This window comes from Xenorhabdus yunnanensis, assembly GCF_028598805.1.
GTDB classification, from domain to species: Bacteria; Pseudomonadota; Gammaproteobacteria; order Enterobacterales; family Enterobacteriaceae; genus Xenorhabdus; species Xenorhabdus yunnanensis.
The window spans coordinates 76,625-99,248 of record NZ_JAQRFI010000004.1; the positions used below are offsets into that span (position 1 = coordinate 76,625).

Genomic DNA, 22,624 nt, shown 5'->3' on the forward strand with positions numbered 1-22,624 from the left:
AGTGGTGATAATCAAATGAATAATAACGAGCTTTCATCTCTACCATTAGCTGAACGCAGAAGACTACTTGAGTTAGCCAAATCAGCAAAACTGACCCGCCAGTCTACTCAAAAAGCAGAAATCACGCCCCAAGCACGTGCCCAATCGAGCGATAATGGTAGTGGCGTGCCATTATCCTGGACACAACAACGCTTATGGTTCCTGGCTCAATTAGATCCTGCCGCACAAACGGCATACCATATGTCAGTAGGGCTGAACCTACAAGGCAAACTGAATCTGAAAGCCTTGCAAGCGGCCTTGGATCGCATTGTGGCACGCCATGAAATTTTGCGTACAACTATCGTGACGGTAGAAGACGAAGCACAGCAAATCATTAGTAATACCGATTGTGGTTTTCCCCTGATACAAGAAGATTTCAGCCAGCTATCTTCTTCAGAACGGCAGGCTGCAATTGAAAAAGCGGCCTATCTTGAGGCAAATCATCCCTTTGATTTTGTTAATGGCCCGTTGGCACGGGGACGGTTGCTCAAACTGGCAGAAGAGCAGCATATCCTGCTATTAACTCAGCATCATATTATCTCTGATGGTTGGTCAGTCAGTGTATTTATGCAAGAACTGTCCACACTTTATCACGCATTTAGTCAAGGGCAGCCAGATCCAATGCCAGCCCTGACAATTCAGTATGCTGATTATGTTCTCTGGCAGAAAAATTGGTTACAGGGGGAAGTGCTGGAAAAACAAGTTAATTTCTGGCGCAACACTCTGCAAGACGCTCCCACCCTTCTGGAATTACCCACTGATCGGCCACGCCCAGCGAAGCAGAGCTATATCGGTGGACGCGTTAATATTGCGCTATCACCAACATTACAGGCAGGTTTAAAAGATCTCAGCCAGCGTCATGGAACCACCTTGTTCATGACCTTATTGGCCGGATGGGCTACGTTGCTTTCCCGCATCAGTGGTCAGGATGATATTGTGATTGGTACTCCTGTCGCTAATCGTCAACAACCTGAATTAGCCCCTTTAATCGGGTTCTTTGCCAATACATTGGCACTACGGGTGCAATTGCATGATAACCCCAGTGTCAGTGAACTGTTGGCACAAGTGAAAAAACAAGCAATCAATGCATTCGCTCACCAGAATATGCCTTTCGAACAATTGGTCGAAACCCTGCAACCTCCGCGCAGCCTGAGCCATAGTCCAATTTTTCAGGTCATGCTGGCAACAAATAATACGCCGGGACAACGGCATTTCGAGCTGCCCGGATTAGTGCTGGAGGAACGACCATTAATCCGAGACAGTTCTTACTTTGATCTGACATTAACTCTGGATGAAACTGAAAATGGTTTAGTGGGTGATCTGGAATATGCCAGTGATCTGTTCGATCACACGACGATTGAGCGCATAGTCAACCACTTGAACATTTTGCTGGCAGCGATGGTAGCTGATGACAACCAACGAGTGGCTGAATTGCCGCTGATGGCACCACAACAGAGCAAACAGTTGTTGGTAGATTTTAACGACACCGCTCTTACTTACCCGCAGGATAAGCTGATCCATCAGCTATTTGAACAGCAGGCAGAATTGATGCCTGAAGCGATTGCCTTGGTGTATCAAGATACTCAACTGAGTTATGCGGAGTTGAATCAGCGTGCCAACCAACTGGCACACAGCATGATTGCCTTTGGCATACACCCGGATGATCGCGTGGCTCTGTGTGTCGGACGCGGTCTGGATATGATTATTGGCATGTTGGGTATTCTCAAAGCAGGTGCGGGCTATATTCCCCTAGATCCGGAATACCCTGCCGAACGACTGGCTTATCAGTTGTCAGACAGCATCCCAAGGTTATTGCTGACCCAACAACATTTACAGGCAACTTTACCGGTGACGAAAGTTCCGGTCTGGTTACTGGATGATGAAAATCATCTGAATACCGTGGCACAACAGCCGACACATAATCCTGATGCCAGCCAATTAGGTCTTCTGCCACACCATCTGGCCTATATCATCTACACCTCTGGTTCAACCGGGCTGCCAAAAGGCGTCATGCTGGAACACCGCAATGTGGTCAACTTTATCCATGCCCAGCATCAAATCAGCCAACCCCAGCCGGAGGATCGCATTCTGCAATTTGCGACCATGGCATTTGACACCTCAGTGTCTGATATTTTCCCGACTCTGGCCGCAGGCGCGACTTTAGTCCTGCGCCCTGCACATATCCGCGTACCAGATGCAGAATTTATCGACTTTTTAAACCAACAAAAGATCACCATTATAGATGTGCCGACGGCTTTCTGGCATCAATGGGTACAGGAGATGAAAGCTGATCGCACAGGTTTCAGTCCCTACCTGAATACGGTCATTGTTGGCGGTGAGAAAGCAGAATACCGTCATTTAGTGAGTTGGCAGTCTCTGCCAGATACGCAATTCTGTCGCTGGATCAACTCTTACGGCCCGACTGAAACCACCGTTACAGCCACAAATCTGATTTTAGGTGATAATGCTTACTCCATCACCGACACCATTCCGATTGGTCACCCAAACGCCAATACTCAAATCTATATTCTGGATACATTCTGGCAACCTGTCCCCATCGGCGTCAGCGGAGAAATGTATATTGGAGGGGACGGTGTCGCACGCGGTTACTTAAACCGTCCAGAATTGACGGCAGAACGCTTTGTGCCCGATCCATTCAGTAAAGAACCCGATGCTCGCATGTATAAAAGCGGTGATCTGGGGCGCTGGCTGCCAGACGGTAACATTGAATATTTAGGACGCAATGATTTTCAGGTCAAAATACGTGGCTTCCGTATTGAATTGGGAGAAATCGAAGCGCAACTGGCAATTTGCGACGGCGTCAAAGATGTTGTAGTCATTGCCCGTGAAGAAGCGACCGGCGATAAACGTCTGGTGGCCTACCTGATACCACAGCCGGATGTTACGCTCATCCCTTCTCATCTGCGTGAGCAATTGACCATCCATCTGATGGAGCACATGATCCCCAGTGCATTTGTCATATTGGACACTTTCCCGCTGACCGGCAGTGGTAAGTTAGATCGCAAAGCCCTGCCTGCACCGGATCGTACTGCGATTGCCAGCCGTGAATACGAAGCGCCCCAAGGGGAAATCGAACAGAAACTGGCGGAAGTCTGGCAATCCCTGCTTGGGCTGGAGCAAGTGGGACGCCATGACAATTTCTTTGAGCTGGGTGGGCACTCTTTGCTGACCGTGCAAATGGCTTCCCGCTTACGCCAGGTTTTCAACACTAAATTGGACTTACAGGATCTGTTTACGCGTCCAATCTTGTCAGATTTAGCGCAATCACTGAGTACAGCCAGCCATGCATTATCATCACACCAGCCAACCCAACAGGTGATATTACCTGTCAGCCGACAACAAGCGCTTCCGCTCTCTTGGGCACAACAACGCCTGTGGTTCCTGGCACAGTTAGATTCTGCCGCCCAGACGGCGTACCACATATCTGGGGGATTGCGCCTGAAAGGCCAGCTAAACCTGAACGCCCTGCAAGCTACTCTGGACAGAATTGTCGCCCGCCATGAAATTCTGCGCACAACCATCAAAATGGTGGAGGGTACAGCCCGGCAAATCATTGCTGATGCGGATCGTGGTTTCAATTTAACCATTAAAGATTTCAGCCTGTTAACTGAGGCAGAAAAACAGGCTGCCATTGATGAAGCCGCTCAGTTTGAAACTAACCATCCCTTTGATTTTGCACTGGAACCATTAATTCGCGGCCAATTGCTGAAACTCACCCATGATGAACATGTTCTGCTGTTGACTCAGCACCACATGATTTCTGATGGCTGGTCATTAAACGTCTTAATCTATGAGCTGACAACCCTCTATCGTGCTTTCATTCAGGGACAAGACGATCCGCTGCCTGCGCTGACCGTGCAATATGCTGATTATGCCCTCTGGCAGCGGCAATGGCTGCAAGGTGAATTGTTGGAAAAACAGGTCAATTTCTGGCGAGAAGCACTACAAGGTGCTCCTGCTTTACTGGAATTGCCGACAGACAGAGCACGTCCTGCGGTTCAGAGCTATCGCGGGGATCAAGTCACATTTACTCTTTCACCTGAATTAAGTGATGGCTTAAAGGCGTTGAGCCAGCGCCACAGTTCCACATTATTCATGACATTGCTGGCAGCTTGGTCAGTCTTGCTTGCCCGCATCAGTGGTCAACAAGATATTATCATTGGGACACCTGTCGCTAACCGACAGCACAGCGAATTAGAACCGTTGATCGGTTTCTTCGCCAATACGCTGGCGCTCAGGGTTAAACTGGAAGATAATTCCACAGTCAGCTCGTTATTGGCACAAGTAAAAGCTCATGCACTGGAAGCCTATGTGCATCAGGATTTGCCATTCGAACAACTGGTTGAAGCGCTGCAACCGCCGCGTAGCCTGAGTCATAGCCCAATATTTCAGGTTATGCTCGCGCTGGATAACACACCAATACAGCAAACCCTTGAGTTATCCGATTTAGTGCTGGATGAACTGCCATCAACCCGAAACAGTACTCATTTCGATTTGTCACTTTCCATGAACGATACCGATAATGGTTTGGTCGGTGAATTGGAATATGCCAGTGATCTGTTTGATCGTGCCAGTATTGAACGGCTCGCAAGTTATCTGCAAACTCTGCTGACAGCAATGGTTGAAGATGATTCTCTGCGAGTGGAAGATTTACCGTTGCTGCAAGCGCAACAACGCAACCAATTATTGGTGGACTTCAACGATACAGCGCTGGTTTATCCGCAAGAGCTGCTGATCCATCAACTGTTCGAGCAACAAGCAGAACAGACACCTGATGCAATCGCATTAGTGTTCGGTGATAGCCAACTGAGCTACGATGAATTGAACCGTCATGCCAACCAACTGGCACATCACCTGATTGCGTCTGGTGTTCTCCCTGATGACCGCATCGCTATCTGTGCCGATCGCAGTCTGGATATGATCATTGGCATGTACGGCATCCTCAAAGCAGGTGCGGGCTATATTCCCCTCGATCCGGAATATCCCGCCGAACGACTGGCCTATCAGTTATCAGACAGCAAGCCTGCATTGTTGTTGACTCAGCATCATTTACAGGCGCGTTTGCCAGTGCAGGACATACCTGTCTTGCTACTGGACGATAACAACCATCGTAACGCCGTGGCGCAACAGCACAGCCATAACCCTGATGCCCACAAGATGGGGTTACAGCCACATCATCTGGCCTATATTATTTATACCTCCGGCTCCACCGGACAACCCAAAGGGGTCATGCTGGAGCACCGCAACGTAGTGAACTTTATCCATGCCCAGCACCAGACTAGCGAACCACAGCCGGGCGACCGTATCCTGCAATTTGCGACCGTAGCATTTGATACCTCAGTGTCTGATATTTTTCCTACCCTTGCATCGGGAGCGACACTGGTTCTGCGTCCGCCTCATGTCCGAATTCCGGATATGACATTCGTGGCATTCTTGCGCGAGCAGAAGATCACCATCATGGATATGCCTACCGCCTTCTGGCACCACTGGGTACAGGAAATGATTGCGGGTCGCAGTGGTTTCAGCCCTTATCTGCACACCATCATTGTGGGTGGCGAGAAAGCAGAATACCGTCATTTAATGAATTGGCTGTCCAGTCCGGAAACCCAATCCTGCCGCTGGATTAACTCCTATGGCCCGACGGAAACGACGGTTATTGCCACAACTCTGAAACTGGACAGCAAAAATCCACTGCACCTCGAAAGTGTCATCCCGATTGGTTATCCTCTGCCCAATACCCGAATTTATATTCTGGATACTCACGGCCAACCCGTTCCTATCGGTGTCAGTGGCGAAATCCATATTGGTGGCGCAGGCATTGCCCGTGGTTATCTGAACCGACCCGATTTGACGGCAGAGAAATTTGTTACTGACCCGTTCAGCGAACAAGCAGATGCCCGTATGTATAAAACGGGAGATCTGGGACGCTGGCTGCCCAATGGCACCATTGAATATCTGGGACGCAACGATTTTCAGGTCAAGATACGTGGCTTCCGCATTGAATTGGGCGAAATTGAAACCCAGTTGGCGGCATGTGAAGGTGTCAGCGACGCCGTCGTCATTGCCCGCGAAGAAGGCATGGGTGACAAGCGTCTGGTCGCTTACCTCATTCCACAATCAGGCGTTACACTCAACCCTGCCCATCTGCGTGAGCAACTGAGCACCAGCCTGATGGAACATATGCTGCCCAGTGCATTTGTGATTCTGGATGCTTTCCCACTATCCGCCAACGGCAAACTGGATCGCAAAGCCCTGCCGGCACCGGATCAGTCGGCCATCGTCAGCCGCGAATATGAAGCGCCACAAGGAGAAACCGAGCAAAAACTGGCGACAGTCTGGCAATCCCTGCTGGGCTTGGAACAGGTAGGGCGCCATGACAACTTCTTTGAACTGGGCGGACATTCATTGCTGGTGGTCAATTTGATTGAGGAACTGCGCCAGCACGATCTATTCCTTGATGTCAGCACAGTCTTCTCTGCACCAACACTGGCAGCTATGAGCGCGCGTTTAAATCAGAATGCGGCTCAAGGCGTTACCGAACTGACTGTTCCGCCAAACCTGATCCACGAAGATAGCCAAACTATTACACCAGACATGCTGCCACTGGTAGAATTGACACAAAACCAGATCGAGCAGATTGTAAACCTCGTTCCTGAAGGGGTTGCCAATATTCAGGACATCTATCCTCTGGGACCATTGCAGGCGGGCATCCTGTTTCACCATTTGCTGGAAACAGAAGGCGATATTTATCTGGACAGTCAGCTCATGGCATTTGACAGCCGGACTCGTCTGGATACTTTCTTGAACGTGCTTCAACAAGTGATTGACCGACACGATATCCTGCGCAGTGCTGTGTACTGGCAAGAACTGCCGGAACCTGTTCAGGTCGTTTATCGTCGTGCGCCGTTGCCGATTATTGAACTCAAGCTGTCAGCACAAGAAAGCGCAGAAACACAATTACGCCGTCTCACTGATCCTCGCACGGTACGGATAGTGATCACCAAAGCCCCACTTCTGACGGCACATATTGCTCAAGATCCTGAGTCTGGACAATGGTTGCTCTCCTTACTGCACCACCACTTAGTTTGTGACCACATTTCATTAGGAATGATCTTCAATGAAATTCAGGCTCTGATATTGGGAGAAAATGACAGTCTGCCGGCTCCCCTGCCTTACCGTAATTTCATCGCCCAAACCCGCAGCGTGCCGCTGGAAGTTCATCAAACCTATTTCCGCGAACAGCTCGGGGATGTCGATGAGCCAACCCTGCCGTTTGGATTACTTGATGTACAAGGCAGTAATCGTGATGAAATCAGTCTCAACGAAAGTGAGTTCGATGAAAGCCATATCAATGCAAATATTCATGCAATAGTAGAAAATACCGTCACACTGGATAGCGAACTCGCCCACAATCTGCGTAATTGCGCCCGTCAATTGGGCATGAGTTCTGCTGTACTGTTCCATGTCGCATGGGCACAAGTATTGGCCCGATGCAGCGGACGGGATGATGTCGTATTTGGTACGGTTCTGCTGGGACGTTTACAGGGCGGTGTTGGGGCTTCCGAAGTGCTCGGTATGTTTATCAATACCCTGCCTATCCGTGTTCGGCTACAGGCCCGCACCGTCAAAGAAGCTGTACAACAAACCCATCAGCAACTCAGTGAATTACTCGCTCACGAGCAGGCATCACTGGCTGTTGCCCAGCGTTGCAGTGGCATTCAGGCACCATTACCGCTGTTTAACAGCCTGCTGAACTTCCGCCATAGCCCACACAATGAGTCTCAAGCTGAATCGCTGGCTTGGGAAGGCATGCAGATACTCAGTGGCGAAGAACGCAGTAACTATCCGCTGTCGCTGGATATTGATGATTTTGACGATGGATTTGCGCTCACCGCACAGTGCAGTCAGCAGATTAATCCGGCGCGTATCAATGCCTATATGGATATGGCTTTAAAAGGAATTGTCGCAGCCCTGCAACATGCACCGGAGCAGAAAATTGAATCGCTCGATATTCTGTCTCCAGAAGAACGCACTCAATTACTGGAAACATTTAACGATACCGCTGTCGAACATCCGCAAGATGTCTTAATCCACCAGTTGCTTGAACAGCAAGTGGAACGGATACCGGATGCCACCGCGTTGGTGTTTGGGGACAGCCAATTGAGTTATGCCGAACTGAACCACCACGCCAATCAACTGGCACATCAGCTCATTGCATCCGGCGTCCGCCCTGATGATCGCGTAGCCATTTGTGTCGACCGCAGTCTGGATATGATCATTGGCATGTACGGTATCCTCAAGGCTGGTGCGGGTTATATTCCGCTCGATCCTGAATACCCTGCCGAACGACTGGCTTACCAGCTATCGGACAGCCAGCCTGCGCTATTGCTGACTCAGACGAACTTACAAGAACTTTTGCCAACACAAGGCATGCCTGTCTGGTTGCTGGATGATGAAACTCACCGCATTAATGTGGCAAAACAGCCCGACCATAACCCTGATGCCAGCCAAATAGGTCTCCAGCCACATCATCTGGCCTATATCATCTATACTTCCGGCTCAACCGGACAACCTAAAGGGGTCATGCTGGAGCACCGCAATGTGGTGAATTTTATTCATGCCCAGCACCAGACCAGTGAGCCTGAATTGGGTGATCGCATCCTGCAATTTGCGACCGTGGCATTTGATACTTCGGTATCTGATATTTTCCCTACCCTTGCATCGGGAGCCACACTGGTTCTGCGCCCGCCTCATATCAGAGTACCGGACGCAACCTTTGTCACCTTCTTGCGCGAGCAGAAGATCACCATCATGGATATGCCAACTGCCTTCTGGCACCACTGGGTACAGGAGATGATGGCGGGTCGCAGTGGTTTCAGCCCCTATCTGCATACCATCATTGTGGGTGGTGAGAAAGCGGAGCATCGTCATTTAATGAGCTGGCTGTCCAGCCCGGAAACCCACTCCTGCCGTTGGGTCAACTCCTATGGCCCGACTGAAACAACGGTTATTGTCACCACACTGACGGTAGATGACAGGCAGGTTCCGTATACCAATGACAACATTCCGATTGGTCGCCCGTTGCCCAATACCCGTATCTATATTTTGGATACCCTCGGTCAGCCTGTCCCCGTCGGTGTCAGTGGTGAAATTCACATCGGTGGTTTGGGTGTTGCACGGGGTTATCTGAATAAGCCGGAGATGACAGAAGAAAAATTTATTTCTGATCCATTCAGCGAACAAACAGATGCCCGTATGTATAAAACGGGGGATCTGGGACGCTGGCTGCCAAACGGCATGATTGAATATCTGGGACGCAACGATTTTCAGGTCAAGATACGTGGCTTCCGCATTGAGCTGGGAGAAATTGAGGCACAACTGGCCGCCTGTGAAGGCGTCAGGGATGCCGTGGTGATCGCCCGCGAAGAAGAAACCGGGGACAAACGTCTGGTGGCGTATGTCATACCACAATCCGACTTTACGCCCGATGCCAACAGCCTGCGCGAACAACTGAATACCCATCTGGCCAGCTATATGGTGCCCAACGCGTTTGTCATGCTGGAATCCTTCCCGCTGACCGGAAGTGGCAAATTAGATCGCAAAGCACTGCCAGCGCCGGATCGTTCAGCCATCGCCAGCCGTGAATACGAAGCACCTCAAGGTGAAATCGAACAGCAGATCGCCGCCATCCTACAAGGCTTATTGGGGTTAGAACAAATAGGACGCCATGACAGCTTCTTTGATTTAGGAGGAAATTCCTTATCAATCATTCAGTTAATGGCAAGATTGCGTGATGAATTCCATCTTGAAGTGTCCATCCAAGACATATTTGCTCATCCAGAACTTTCTGAACTCGCTGAGCTTATCGCGTCAAGACAGATCGAAACCTTTTTCGCACAAGAAGATATCGAATCGCTGCAAAAAGAATTGGAGCACTTGTCTGAAGATGAACTGCGTGCCCTGCTAAATGGAGATAATTAATTAAATGAGTAACAAAGAACTAAGCCTACTTGAATTAAGACAAGCGGTGCTCCAGAAAAAAATTAACGAACGCATCAAAAATAGTCAGATTGGGGAAAAAGGGCAAATTGGGGACAAAAGGCAAATTGTACCGAGAAGCACTGACCGGCAAACTCTCCCCCTATCTTGGGCACAGCAGCGATTGTGGTTCTTGGCGCAGTTAGATCCGGCAGCACAAACGGCATACCACATTCCGGGGGGCCTGCGTCTGCAAGGCTATTTGAATCTGGATGCCCTGCAAACAGCGCTGGACAGAATTGTCGCTCGTCATGAAATTCTGCGTACTAACATCAAGGTGGTAGAAGGCCAGGCCCTGCAAATCATTGGCGATCCAAATAACGGCTTCTCTCTGGCAGTGGAAGATTTCAGCCATTTATCTGCGGAAGAGCAACAAACCATTATTGGTGAAACAGTCCAGCATGAAACCAGTCAGCCATTTAATTTTGCACAAGGCCCCCTCATCAGGGGCCGTATGCTGCGGCTGGCGAAAAATGAACATATCCTGCTATTAACCCAGCATCATATTATTTCCGATGGCTGGTCTCTCAATATCCTGATGCACGAACTTTCCACGCTTTATCATGCATTCAGTAAAGGGCAGAATGATCCCCTGCCCGCCCTGACACTCCAGTATGCTGACTATGCTCTCTGGCAAAGAGAGTGGTTGCAGGGAGAAACGCTGGAAAAACAAGTGAATTTCTGGCGTGATGCGTTACAGGGTGCTCCCGCACTTTTGGAACTGCCGACTGACAGGCCACGTCCAGAGAAACAAAGTTACGCGGGAGGGCATGTTGATATCGTCCTGCCAATAGAATTAAGTGCCGGATTAAAACGCCTCAGCCAACGCCACGGGACAACATTGTTTATGACCCTGATGGCGGGATGGGCCACTTTGCTTTCCCGCCTCAGTGGACAGAAGGACTTGGTGATAGGTACACCAGTAGCCAATCGGCAATACCGCGAATTGGAGCCGCTGATTGGATTTTTTGTCAACACACTGGCTCTGCGGGTTCAATTAGATGACAATCCAACGGTCAGCACTTTGCTGGCCCGGATTAAAACCCATGCCCTGAAAGCTTATGAACATCAAGATCTGCCATTCGAACAGTTGGTCGAAGCACTGAAACCACCGCGCAGTCTCAGCCATAGCCCGATTTTTCAGGTCATGATGTCAGTGGATAATACGCCGGGACAACAAAGTATAGAGTTGCCGGATGCCACTATCAGTGAAATCAACCTGATCGAAAACAGCTCACATTTCGATCTGACCCTCTCCATGAATGATACTGAAAATGGCATAGTGGGCGATTTAGAATATTCCAGTGATCTGTTTGATCATGCCAGCGTGGAACGCATTGTCAGTTACCTGCTAACCCTTCTGACTGCGATGGTTAAGGATGATTCGCAATTAGTGGAAAGTTTGCCACTATTGCAACCACAACAACGCACTCAAGTATTGGTGGATTTCAATGATACGGCTTTCCCTCATACACAAATATTTCCGCATACACAAGCAATTCCGTATACACAAGCAATTCCGTATACACAAGCATTCCTGATCCACCAACTGTTTGAACAGCAAGTAGAGAAAACCCCGGATGCAGTCGCGTTAGTGTTTGGCGAGAACCAGCTAAGTTATGCGGAACTGAACCAGCATGCCAACCAGTTGGCTCATCAGTTAATTGCGTCCGGCGTGCGCCCTGATGATCCTATTGCAATCTGTGCTGATCGCAGTCTGGATATGATTATTGGCATGTACGGTATCCTCAAGGCGGGTGCTGGCTATATTCCACTTGATCCGGAATACCCTGCCGAACGTTTGGCCTACCAGTTGTCGGACAGCAAACCGGTGTTATTGCTGACTCAGCAACATTTACAAGCACGCTTGCCAATACAGGACACCCTTGTCTGGCTGCTGGATGATCAAAATAATCGGGATAGCGTGGCAAAACAGCCAGACCATAATCCTGACGCCAACCAATTGGGACTTAAGCCGCACCATCTGGCTTATATCATCTACACTTCCGGCTCTACCGGAATGCCTAAAGGCGTGATGCTGGAACACCGCAATGTGGTGAATTTTATTCACGCCCAGCACCAAACCAGCGAACCTAAATTGGGTGATCGCATCCTGCAATTTGCGACCGTGGCATTCGATACCTCAGTGTCTGATATTTTCCCTACCCTTGCATCGGGAGCGACACTGGTTCTGCGTCCGCCTCATGTCAGAATACCGGATATTACTTTTGTCAACTTCTTGCGCGAGCAGAAGATCACCATCATGGATATGCCAACCGCCTTCTGGCACCACTGGGTACAGGAGATGATGGCGGGTCGCAGTGGTTTCAGCCCCTATCTGCATACCATCATTGTCGGCGGTGAAAAAGCAGAATACCGCCATTTAATGAATTGGCTGTCCAGTCCGGAAACCCAATCCTGCCGCTGGATTAACTCTTATGGCCCGACGGAAACCACCGTTATTGCCACGACATTGAAGCTGGACAGCAAAAATCCACTGCACTTCGAAGGTGTCATCCCGATTGGTTATCCATTGCTCAATACCCGAATTTATATTCTGGATACCCACGGCCAGCCCGTTCCTATCGGTGTCAGTGGCGAAATCCATATTGCCGGCGCAGGTGTTGCCCGTGGTTACCTGAACCGCGCCGATTTGACAGCAGAGAAATTTGTTGCTGACCCGTTCAACAGATCATCAGATGCGCGCATGTATAAAACCGGCGATCTGGGGCGCTGGCTGCCCAATGGCATGATTGAGTATATGGGGCGCAACGATTTTCAGGTCAAGATACGCGGCTTCCGCATTGAATTGGGAGAAATTGAGACGCAACTGGCAGCCTGCGAAGGTGTCAGCGATGCCGTGGTCATCGCCCGTGAAGAAGGTATAGGTGACAAACGTCTGGTCGCTTATCTGATCCCACAAACGGGGGTTACACTCAGCCCTGCTGAATTACGTAAGCAACTGAGTACCCGATTGATGGATCATATGCTGCCCAGTGCATTTGTCATACTGGATGCCTTTCCGATGTCCGCTAACGGCAAACTGGATCGCAAAGCGCTGCCGGTTCCTGATCATTCTGCTATCGTCAGCCGTGAATACGAAGCACCCCAAGGAGAAACTGAACAGAAACTGGCAGAAGTCTGGCAATCCCTGCTGAATTTGGAACAAGTCGGGCGCCAAGACAATTTCTTTGAGCTGGGCGGACATTCATTGCTGGTGGTCAACCTGATTGAACAACTACGCCAACACGATTTGTCCCTTGATGTCAGTGCGGTATTCTCTGCACCCACATTATCCGCAATGAGTGCACTCATCAGCCATAATAGCGATCAAACCACCCCCATACAGGAAGTTCCACCTAACCTGATTAAAGAAGACAGTACTGTTATTACGCCAGATATGTTGCCGCTGGTGGAATTGACTCAAAACCAGATAGACCAGATTGTTTCCCATGTAACAGGCGGTATCCCCAACGTTCAGGACATTTATCCATTGGGGCCATTGCAGGAAGGCATTCTATTCCACCATTTGCTGGAAACTGAAGGTGATCTCTATCTGGATAACCATCTGATGATTTTCGACAGCCGGACACGATTGGATAATTTCTTGCAAACACTCCAGCAAGTCATCGATCGACACGATATTCTGCGTAGTGCTGTTTATTGGAAAGAGCTTCTTAAACCAGTGCAGGTTGTCTATCGCCATGCTCCGCTGCCAATTATTGAACTCGCGTTATTATCTGAAACATCAGCATCTGAAACATCGGCATCAGAATCCCCGGAAGCACAATTACGTCGCCTCACCGATCCCCGTTCAATACGGATGGATATTACCAAAGCACCACTGCTGGCGGCTCATATTGCGAAAGATCCATCTTCTGACAAATGGCTGCTTTCCTTGCAATATCATCATTTAGTTTGTGATCACATATCACTGGATATGATTTTCGGCGAAATACAAACCCTGCTTTTGGGGGAAAGCAAAAATCTGCCAATACCACTGCCTTACCGAAACTTTATCGCGCAGATCCGCAATGTGCCGTTGGAAGTTCATCAAAACTATTTCCGCGAATTATTGGGGGACGTGGAAGAACCTACCTTGCCATTCGGGTTACTTGATGTACAAGGTAGCAGCCTCCATGAAATAGAGGAAAACGTCTTCACGCTGGATAGCAAACTGGCTCACGATCTCCGCGATTGCGCCCGTCAGTTGGGCATGAGTTCTGCCGTACTGTTCCATGTCGCGTGGGCACAAGTACTGGCGCGATGCAGTGGACGAGACGATGTCGTATTCGGCACGGTTCTATTGGGTCGGTTACAGGGTGGGATCGGTGCTTCCGAAGTGCTCGGTATGTTTATCAATACCTTGCCTATCCGCGTTAAATTGCAGACACGTACCGTTAAACAGGCGGTACAGGAAACTTATCAGCAGTTAAGTACACTTCTGGAACATGAGCAGGCACCTCTGGCCGTTGCGCAACGTTGCAGTGGTATTCAGGCACCATTGCCACTGTTTAACAGTCTGCTTAACTTCCGCCATAATTCGCGTGAAGATGAACAAGCAGCCTCAATTGCCTGGGAAGGCATTGACGAACTGGAAAGTGAAGAGCGCAGTAACTATCCATTGGCACTGGATGTGGACGATTTTGATGATGGATTTTCACTTACTGCACAATGCAGCCAGCAAATTAATCCGGGGCGTATCAATGCCTATATGAATACAGCTCTGGAAGGAATTGTCGCTGCCCTGCAACATGCACCTGAACAGGCCATTGAGTCAATCGACATTTTGTCACTGACTGAACGCACTCAATTGCTGGAAACGTTTAATGATACCGCCGTCGATCATCCGCAAAACGTCTTAATTCACCAACTGTTCGAACAGCAGGCAGAGAGCACACCAGATGCCATCGCGTTGGTATTTGGCGAAAACGAACTGAGCTATGCCGAACTGAACCACCACGCCAACCAATTGGCCCATCAGCTCATTACATCCGGCGTGCGTCCAGATGATCGCGTGGCAATTTGTGTCGACCGCAGTCTGGATATGATCATTGGTATGTACGGAATTCTCAAAGCCGGTGCGGGATATGTTCCGCTCGATCCAGAATATCCTGTCGAACGTCTGGCCTATCAACTGTCGGACAGCAAGCCAGCATTACTGCTCACTCAGCAACATTTGCAGGGGCTTTTGCCAACACACAACATATCCATTTGGTTACTGGATGATGAAGGTCACCGGAATAACTTGGCAAAACAACCAGCTCATAATCCGGATGTTCACCAACTGGGTCTTGAGCCGCACCATCTGGCTTATATCATCTATACCTCCGGCTCTACCGGAATGCCTAAAGGCGTGATGCTGGAACACCGTAATGTGGTGAACTTTATCCATGCCCAACGCCAGACCAGCGAACCCAAATTAGGTGATCGCATCCTACAATTTGCGACCGTGGCATTTGATACCTCTGTGTCTGATATTTTCCCTACCCTTGCATCGGGTGCGACACTGGTTCTGCGTCCGCCTCATGTCAGAATACCGGATATCACTTTTGTCACTTTCCTGCGTGAGCAGAAAATAACCATCATGGATATGCCAACCGCCTTCTGGCACCATTGGGTGCAGGAAATGATGGAGGGTCGCAGTGGTTTCAGCCCTTACCTGCATACCATCATTGTGGGCGGCGAGAAAGCCGAATACCGCCATTTAATGAGTTGGCTGTCCAGCCCGGAAACGCAATCCTGCCGTTGGATCAACACCTACGGCCCGACTGAGACAACGGTCATTGTCACCACACTGACGGTAGATGACAGACAGGCTTCGTATATCAACGACAATATTCCGATTGGCCGCCCGTTGCCCAATACCCGGATTTATATTCTGGATATCCATGGTCAGCCCGTTCCCATTGGTGTCAGTGGAGAAATCCACATCGCCGGCGCAGGTGTTGCCCGTGGTTATCTGAACCGCGTCGATTTGACGGCAGAGAAATTTGTTTCTGATCCATTCAGCACACATCTGTTCAGCAAACAAGCAGATGCCCGGATGTACAAAACCGGCGATCTGGGGCGCTGGCTGCCCAATGGCATGATTGAATATATGGGGCGCAATGATTTTCAGGTCAAGATACGCGGCTTCCGCATTGAGCTGGGAGAAATTGAGGCGCAACTGGCAGCCTGTGAGGGTGTCAGCGATGCTGTCGTCATCGCCCGTGAAGAAGATACGGGCGACAAACGTTTAATCGCTTATGTGATCCCACAAACCGGCATCACTCTGAAACCGGCAGACTTGCGCGAACAACTCAGTTCCAGCCTGATGGATTACATGCTGCCCAGTGCATTTGTCATGCTGGATGCCTTCCCGATGTCCGCCAACGGTAAACTGGATCGCAAAGCATTACCTGTACCCGATCGTACTGCCACCGTCAGCCGTGAATATGAAGCCCCACAAGGAGAAATCGAACAAAAACTGGCGGCAGTCTGGCAATCTATTTTGGAATTGGAACAGGTCGGACGCCATGACAACTTCTTTGAACTGGGCGGCCATTCACTGCTGGTCGTCAGCCTGATCGAACAATTGCGCCAGCAAGGGCTATCGATTGATGTCAGCGCCGTCTTCTCTGCGCCAACACTGGCTGCCATGAGTGCCCGCTTAAATCAGAATAGTGAGCAAGATGCTGATGCACTGACCATTCCACCTAATCTGATCCGCGAAGACAGCCAGATCATTACCCCTGATATGCTGCCACTGGTGGAATTGACTCAGGCACAAATTAACCAAATCGTTGCCCGCGTACCGGGTGGTGTCACCAATGTTCAGGATATTTATCCACTTGGGCCATTGCAGGAAGGTATTCTGTACCACCATTTACTGGAAGAAAAAGGCGATACCTATCTCGAAAACATTCTGATGAACTTCGACAGTCGGATACGGCTGGATAGTTTCTTGCAGGCGCTGCAACAGGTGATTAATCGCCATGATATTCAGCGCAGCGCTTTCCACTGGCAAGAACTGCCGACACCTGTGCAAGTTGTCTACCGTCATGCGCCGCTGCCAATTACTGAGGTCACATTATCAGTCGGAGAAAGTGCTGAAACGCAATTACAGCGTCTTACCGATCCTGACTCAATACGGTTGGATATTACCAGAGCGCCACTATTGGCAGCCCATATAGCCAAAGATCCTGACTCTGATCTATGGTGGCTGAGCTTGCTGCATCACCATTTGGTCTGTGACCATCTGTCACTGGAAATTATTTTCAGCGAAGTGCAGGCACTGATCCTGGGCGAAGAAGAGAGCCTGCCGACTCCTCTGCCTTACCGCAATTTTATTGCCCAAACTCGTAAGATACCGATTGAAGTACATAAGGCCTATTTTGAGCAGTTGCTGGGAGACGTGGAAGAGCCGACCCTGCCATTCGAATTACTTGATGTACAGGGGAACAACCGCGATGAACAAGATGAACACGATAAAATAGTGGAAAATATCTTCACGCTGGATGACGAATTGGCACAGCAGATCCGCGATTGCGCCCGCCAGCAAGGTATCAGTTCAGCGGTTGTGTTTCATGTGGCTTGGGCACAAGTATTGGCGCAATGCTGTGGTCGTGATGATGTGGTGTTTGGTACGGTTCTGTTGGGTCGGTTACAGGGTGGCATGGGTGCTTCCCAAGTACTCGGTATGTTTATCAATACCCTGCCAGTCCGTATTCAATTACAAGGGCGCACAGTTAGGCAGGCAGTACAGGAAACCTACCAGTGCCTGAGCGAATTGCTGGATCATGAACAGACACCGCTGGCAATTGCCCAGCGTTGCAGTGGTGTTCAGGCATCATTGCCATTGTTTAACAGCTTACTCAATTTCCGCCATAGCTCACGTGATGAAGAGCAATCCGACTCACCTGCCTGGGAAGGCATCCAAGAGCTGGAAAGTGAGGAGCGTAGTAACTACCCGTTATCGCTGGACGTGGATGATTTTGATGACGGATTTGAACTCACGGCACAATGCAGCCAAAAAGTTGACCCGGTGCGCATCAATGCTTATGTCAATACTGCCTTGAAAGGCATTGTGGCAGCACTGCAACATACCCCTGAGCAATCAATCCAATCAATCGATATCCTGCCACTGGCAGAACGCCGCCAATTATTGGAGGACTTTAACGACACAGCGATGGACTACCAGCAGGATATGTTGATCCATCAACTGTTCGAACAACAGGTGCAACGTACGCCGGATGCCACTGCGCTGGTATTTGGTAATACACGATTGAGTTATGCGGAACTGAACCGCCATGCCAACCAATTGGCGCACCAACTGATTACTGCGGGTGTGCATCCGGATGATCGCATCGCTATCTGTGCCGATCGCAGTCTGGACATGGTCATTGGCATGTGCGGTATTCTCAAAGCAGGAGCAGGCTATGTTCCACTCGATCCAGAATATCCTGTCGAACGATTGGCTTATCAGTTATCGAACAGCCAACCCGTGTTACTGCTGACTCAGCAACATTTACAGGCGCGTTTGCCGATACAAGGTGTGAATGTCTGGCTATTGGATGATGAAATCTATCAGAATAACGTAGCGAAACAGCCAGTACATAACCCTGATGCCAGCAAAATAGGACTCCAGCCACATCATCTGGCCTATATCATTTATACTTCCGGTTCCACAGGACAACCGAAAGGCGTCATGCTGGAACACCGCAACGTGGTGAACTTTATTCATGCCCAGCGCAAGACCAGCGAGCCTCAAGCGGGTGATCGCATCCTGCAATTTGCAACCGTGGCATTTGATACTTCGGTATCGGATATATTCCCAACCCTCGCATCCGGCGCAACGCTGGTTCTTCGCCCTGCTCATATCCGCGTACCAGATGAGGAGTTTGTCAACCTGTTGAATGAGCAGAAAATTACCATCATGGATATGCCGACTGCCTTCTGGCATCAATGGGTACAAGAGATGATGGCGGGGCGCAGTGGTTTCGGCCAATATCTGCATACAATTATCGTCGGCGGTGAGAAAGCGGAACTGCGTCACTTGTTGAGTTGGCAGTCGATGCCGGAAACGCAGTCCTGCCGTTGGATTAACTCTTATGGACCGACGGAAACGACAGTTATCGTCACAACGTTGACGTTGGATAACAAATCATCTTTGGATATCACCAACAATATTCCGATTGGCCGCCCATTACCCAATACGCGTATTTATATTCTGGATATGCTCGGACAACCTGTTCCTCTTGGTGTGAGTGGAGAAATCCATATTGGTGGAGCCGGCGTTGCCCGCGGTTATTTAAACCGCCCCGATTTGACGGCAGAAAAATTTGTTACTGATCTATTCAGCAAACAGCCAGATGCCCGCATGTACAAAACAGGGGATCTGGGACGCTGGCTGCCTAATGGCATGATTGAGTATCTGGGACGTAATGACTTTCAGGTTAAGATCCGTGGATTCCGCGTTGAATTGGGAGAAATCGAAGCACAACTGGCAACCTGTGAAGGCGTCAGTGATGCGGTCGTTATCGCCCGAGAAGAACAGAGTGGTGACAAACGTTTGGTCGCTTATGTCATTCCACAATCAGACATTACTCTCACCCCTTCCCGACTGCGCGAACAACTGAGCACACGCCTGATGGAGAACATGCTCCCCAGCGCGTTTGTTATATTGGATGCCTTTCCGATGTCCGCCAACGGCAAACTGGATCGCAAAGCTCTGCCTGCACCGGATGAGTCCGCCATCATCACGCAAGGATATGAGGCTCCAATCGGAGAAATGGAGAATATTGTGGCTGAAGTGTGGCAAGAGTGCCTCGGTGTAGGGCGCGTCGGGCGTCATGATCACTTCTTTGAGTTGGGTGGTCACTCTTTGTTAACCTTACAAATGGTTGTGCGGCTGCGCCAAGCCTTGGGTATTAATGTTGCAATGCGCGATTTTCTTGCATATCCAACCATCAGTGAATTTGTCGCATTTATTCTGTCAGATAACGCTCTCATTCAACAGACGAATTTAGTGACTATTCGTAAAGGTGATCGCGAAAATAATCTTCAAGACAATGCCAAACCTGCGCTGTTTCTGGTTCACCCCGTCGAGGGAAATATTGATTATGCTTACGATCTCGCTCCTTATATTGACGACAAAGAGATGCCAATTTATGGATTCGTCGCCAATGTTGTACCGGAAGAAGAGAATAGCCCAATCAGCTTGAAAGACCGGGCTAAAGGGTATGTTGAATGTATCCGTCAGGCACAGATTCAAGGGCCTTACTGCCTTGCTGGCTGGTCTGTCGGGGGATCTATTGCCTATGAAATGGCCTGCCAATTGATTACAGAAGGTGAAACCGTTTGTCTTGTCGGGCTTCTTGACACCTATGCCAGCTATGAAACTACCTACACGCAGGAAGAGAAAGACGCTGGATTTGTTTTTGATGAAACGATCCTTTTCATGGAGAGCTTACCTGAGAATCTCCCCGGCAATTTGCAAAAAGAAATCGATGAACTGGTGCTTAAACGTGACTTCAATGCGTTATTTATACTGGCACAAGAGAACGATCTACTACCGAATGGTATTACTCCTGAAAATGTCAGACAACATCTGTTGCTGTATCACAATATCTCTGTTGCGGCTAACTATCATGCACCATCGGTATACCCTGCGGGTACTCACATCGCCCTATTCAGGGCAACGGGGCAAGAAGCAGATACTGAACATAGTGTCAGCCTTGGCTGGGATAAAGTCGTTCCACAATCACAGTTAACCATTATTGATGTCACGGGTACTCATATTTCCATCATGCAACAACCCGGCATTCAATCTGTCGGCAAAGCACTGCTTGATGAAATAACAAGCAAAAGAGACGATTAAGATATTTAAGAGCGCCCATTTATACGGGTGCTCTTATTATCCAAAATTTGCATTTAACTCATTTTAAAAAATAATATTCTTTATATTTATTCTACTTTATATTAATTATTTAAGCACTAGATAACCCATTAAAACAGACTCAAACACAATTATTTATTTAACTAATTATTTAAATGTAAAGGCAGTTATAAAAAGACAATAAGAATAAATATTTCAAATTAAAATGGCATCATTTATTAATCACAAAGAATATAAAATCAAATAAATAAATTTTAAATAACAGGCTTAATATAAGAGCCACCCATTATATTGACATATAAATTAAGTCCTTTATCTTAGCCATTCACTTTCTTAACTAAAAACAAGGAAAACACTGACCATGTCTAAAGGTAAATTAGCCAATGGTGCTATATTTTATACTAAAAAGGATTATAGTGGAGCGTCTTATGAATATCCGGAAAATAATACTGAAGTAAATTTAATAGGCACACCATTAAATGATAAGTTTCTTTCTGTTGAAATTGGAACAGGTTCTATCGTTTTTGCTTGGCGACATGGCAGTGATAGCCAATCCGGGCAAATTTACCGTGAATGGGATACAAGTCAACCAGATATCAATGATATTAGTGGGTTATCGAAGTTTATTGTATCACCAACAAACCGTGATTTACTGGCGGTAAAATTGATTAACGAATCAGGCGTTGATCAGGTATTTAGAGCTAATATTCGAACTTATACCATCCCTGATCCCGTGAATTGCTATTCAGATGGAGACTATGAGATCGTTGGTTTAATTCCCAAAGATGGTCAACAATATGTAACCTCCGTTGTTATTTTTGATCAGCATAATGTTCCAGTCACTCAAGGTTCTGTCTATTTTAGATACAATGGTACAGATCTTGATATCGTCACTTATGATGAAACCAAACCTTCTTATGTGCGGTTTGAAAAAGCAGAAAGTTATCATGTTAAGTTCATCTTGGAAGATTTTTCTGCCAATCATTAAATAGAGACAAAGCACCAGATTAATAACTTATTATTCTCTTTATCAGAATCGATAAAGTAAAAATCAGAAAGCCCCATAAAGGGGCTTATATCCAGGGAGATAGAGAAGTAAGAGAAAAATGCTAGGATAGCTCCGTCTGCTTGTTACGCGCTAACCAAAGAGACAGTGCCTTCAAAGAATCCGAAGTAAACTCATCACAACGGGCTGTGATTTCTTCTGGCGTTAACCAGTAAACTGTGGTTACTTCGTCTTCCTGCAATGCAAATGGTCCATGAGTAACACAACTGAACAGGCCACCCCATATACGACAATTCTTCTCTTCATAATAAAAAATGCCATGTTCAGCAAAAGGAACACCTGCAATCCCCAGTTCCTCTTCGGCTTCCCGGCGAGCTGCATCAAGCAAAGTTTCTCCCGTCATAACGACACCACCTGCCGTTGCATCCAATTTTCCCGGATAAAAGTCTTTTGTTTCTGTACGATGCTGAACCAGAATTTTTCCCATACCATCATGCACTACAATATAAGTAGCCCGATGCCTCAAGTTCTGCGCTCTCATCTGCTGACGAGTCGACTGCGCAATCACTTCATTGTCTTCATTGACGATGTCAATCCATTCAATACTTGCTGATTTTTCTTGCACCATCCTAAAAACCTTT

General features: G+C 48.4%; 4 protein-coding genes. 3 read left to right on the plus strand and 1 reads right to left on the minus strand.

Annotated elements, in window-relative coordinates:
- Positions 1–15: 15 nt before the first annotated feature.
- From PSI23_RS02920 to PSI23_RS02930, 3 genes are all read left to right on the plus strand, one after another.
- Positions 16–10,041, plus strand: a complete 10,026-nt coding sequence (locus tag PSI23_RS02920; protein WP_273553666.1) for a non-ribosomal peptide synthetase — start codon at positions 16–18, stop codon at positions 10,039–10,041.
- A gap of 4 nt (positions 10,042–10,045) precedes the next feature.
- A complete protein-coding gene (locus tag PSI23_RS02925) occupies positions 10,046–20,959 on the plus strand; it encodes a non-ribosomal peptide synthetase (RefSeq protein WP_273553667.1) in 10,914 nt (3,637 codons plus the stop codon).
- Positions 20,960–21,338: 379 nt separating this feature from the next.
- Positions 21,339–21,965, plus strand: a complete 627-nt coding sequence (locus PSI23_RS02930; protein WP_273553668.1) for a beta/gamma crystallin domain-containing protein — start codon at positions 21,339–21,341, stop codon at positions 21,963–21,965.
- Positions 21,966–22,086: 121 nt separating this feature from the next.
- On the opposite strand, the gene yfcD is transcribed toward PSI23_RS02930, so the two are convergent.
- On the minus strand, positions 22,087–22,611 hold the full coding sequence (gene yfcD / locus PSI23_RS02935) for an NUDIX hydrolase YfcD (protein WP_273553669.1): 525 nt from the start codon (positions 22,609–22,611) through the stop codon (positions 22,087–22,089).
- Positions 22,612–22,624 lie beyond the last annotated feature (13 nt).

Coding starts and splice junctions, on each gene's coding strand:
- PSI23_RS02925 (WP_273553667.1), top strand. CDS start 10,046: ATGAGTAACAAAGAACTAAGCCTACTTGAATTAAGACAAGCGGTGCTC.
- PSI23_RS02930 (WP_273553668.1), top strand. CDS start 21,339: ATGTCTAAAGGTAAATTAGCCAATGGTGCTATATTTTATACTAAAAAG.
- PSI23_RS02920 (WP_273553666.1), top strand. CDS start 16: ATGAATAATAACGAGCTTTCATCTCTACCATTAGCTGAACGCAGAAGA.
- yfcD (WP_273553669.1), bottom strand. CDS start 22,611: ATGGTGCAAGAAAAATCAGCAAGTATTGAATGGATTGACATCGTCAAT.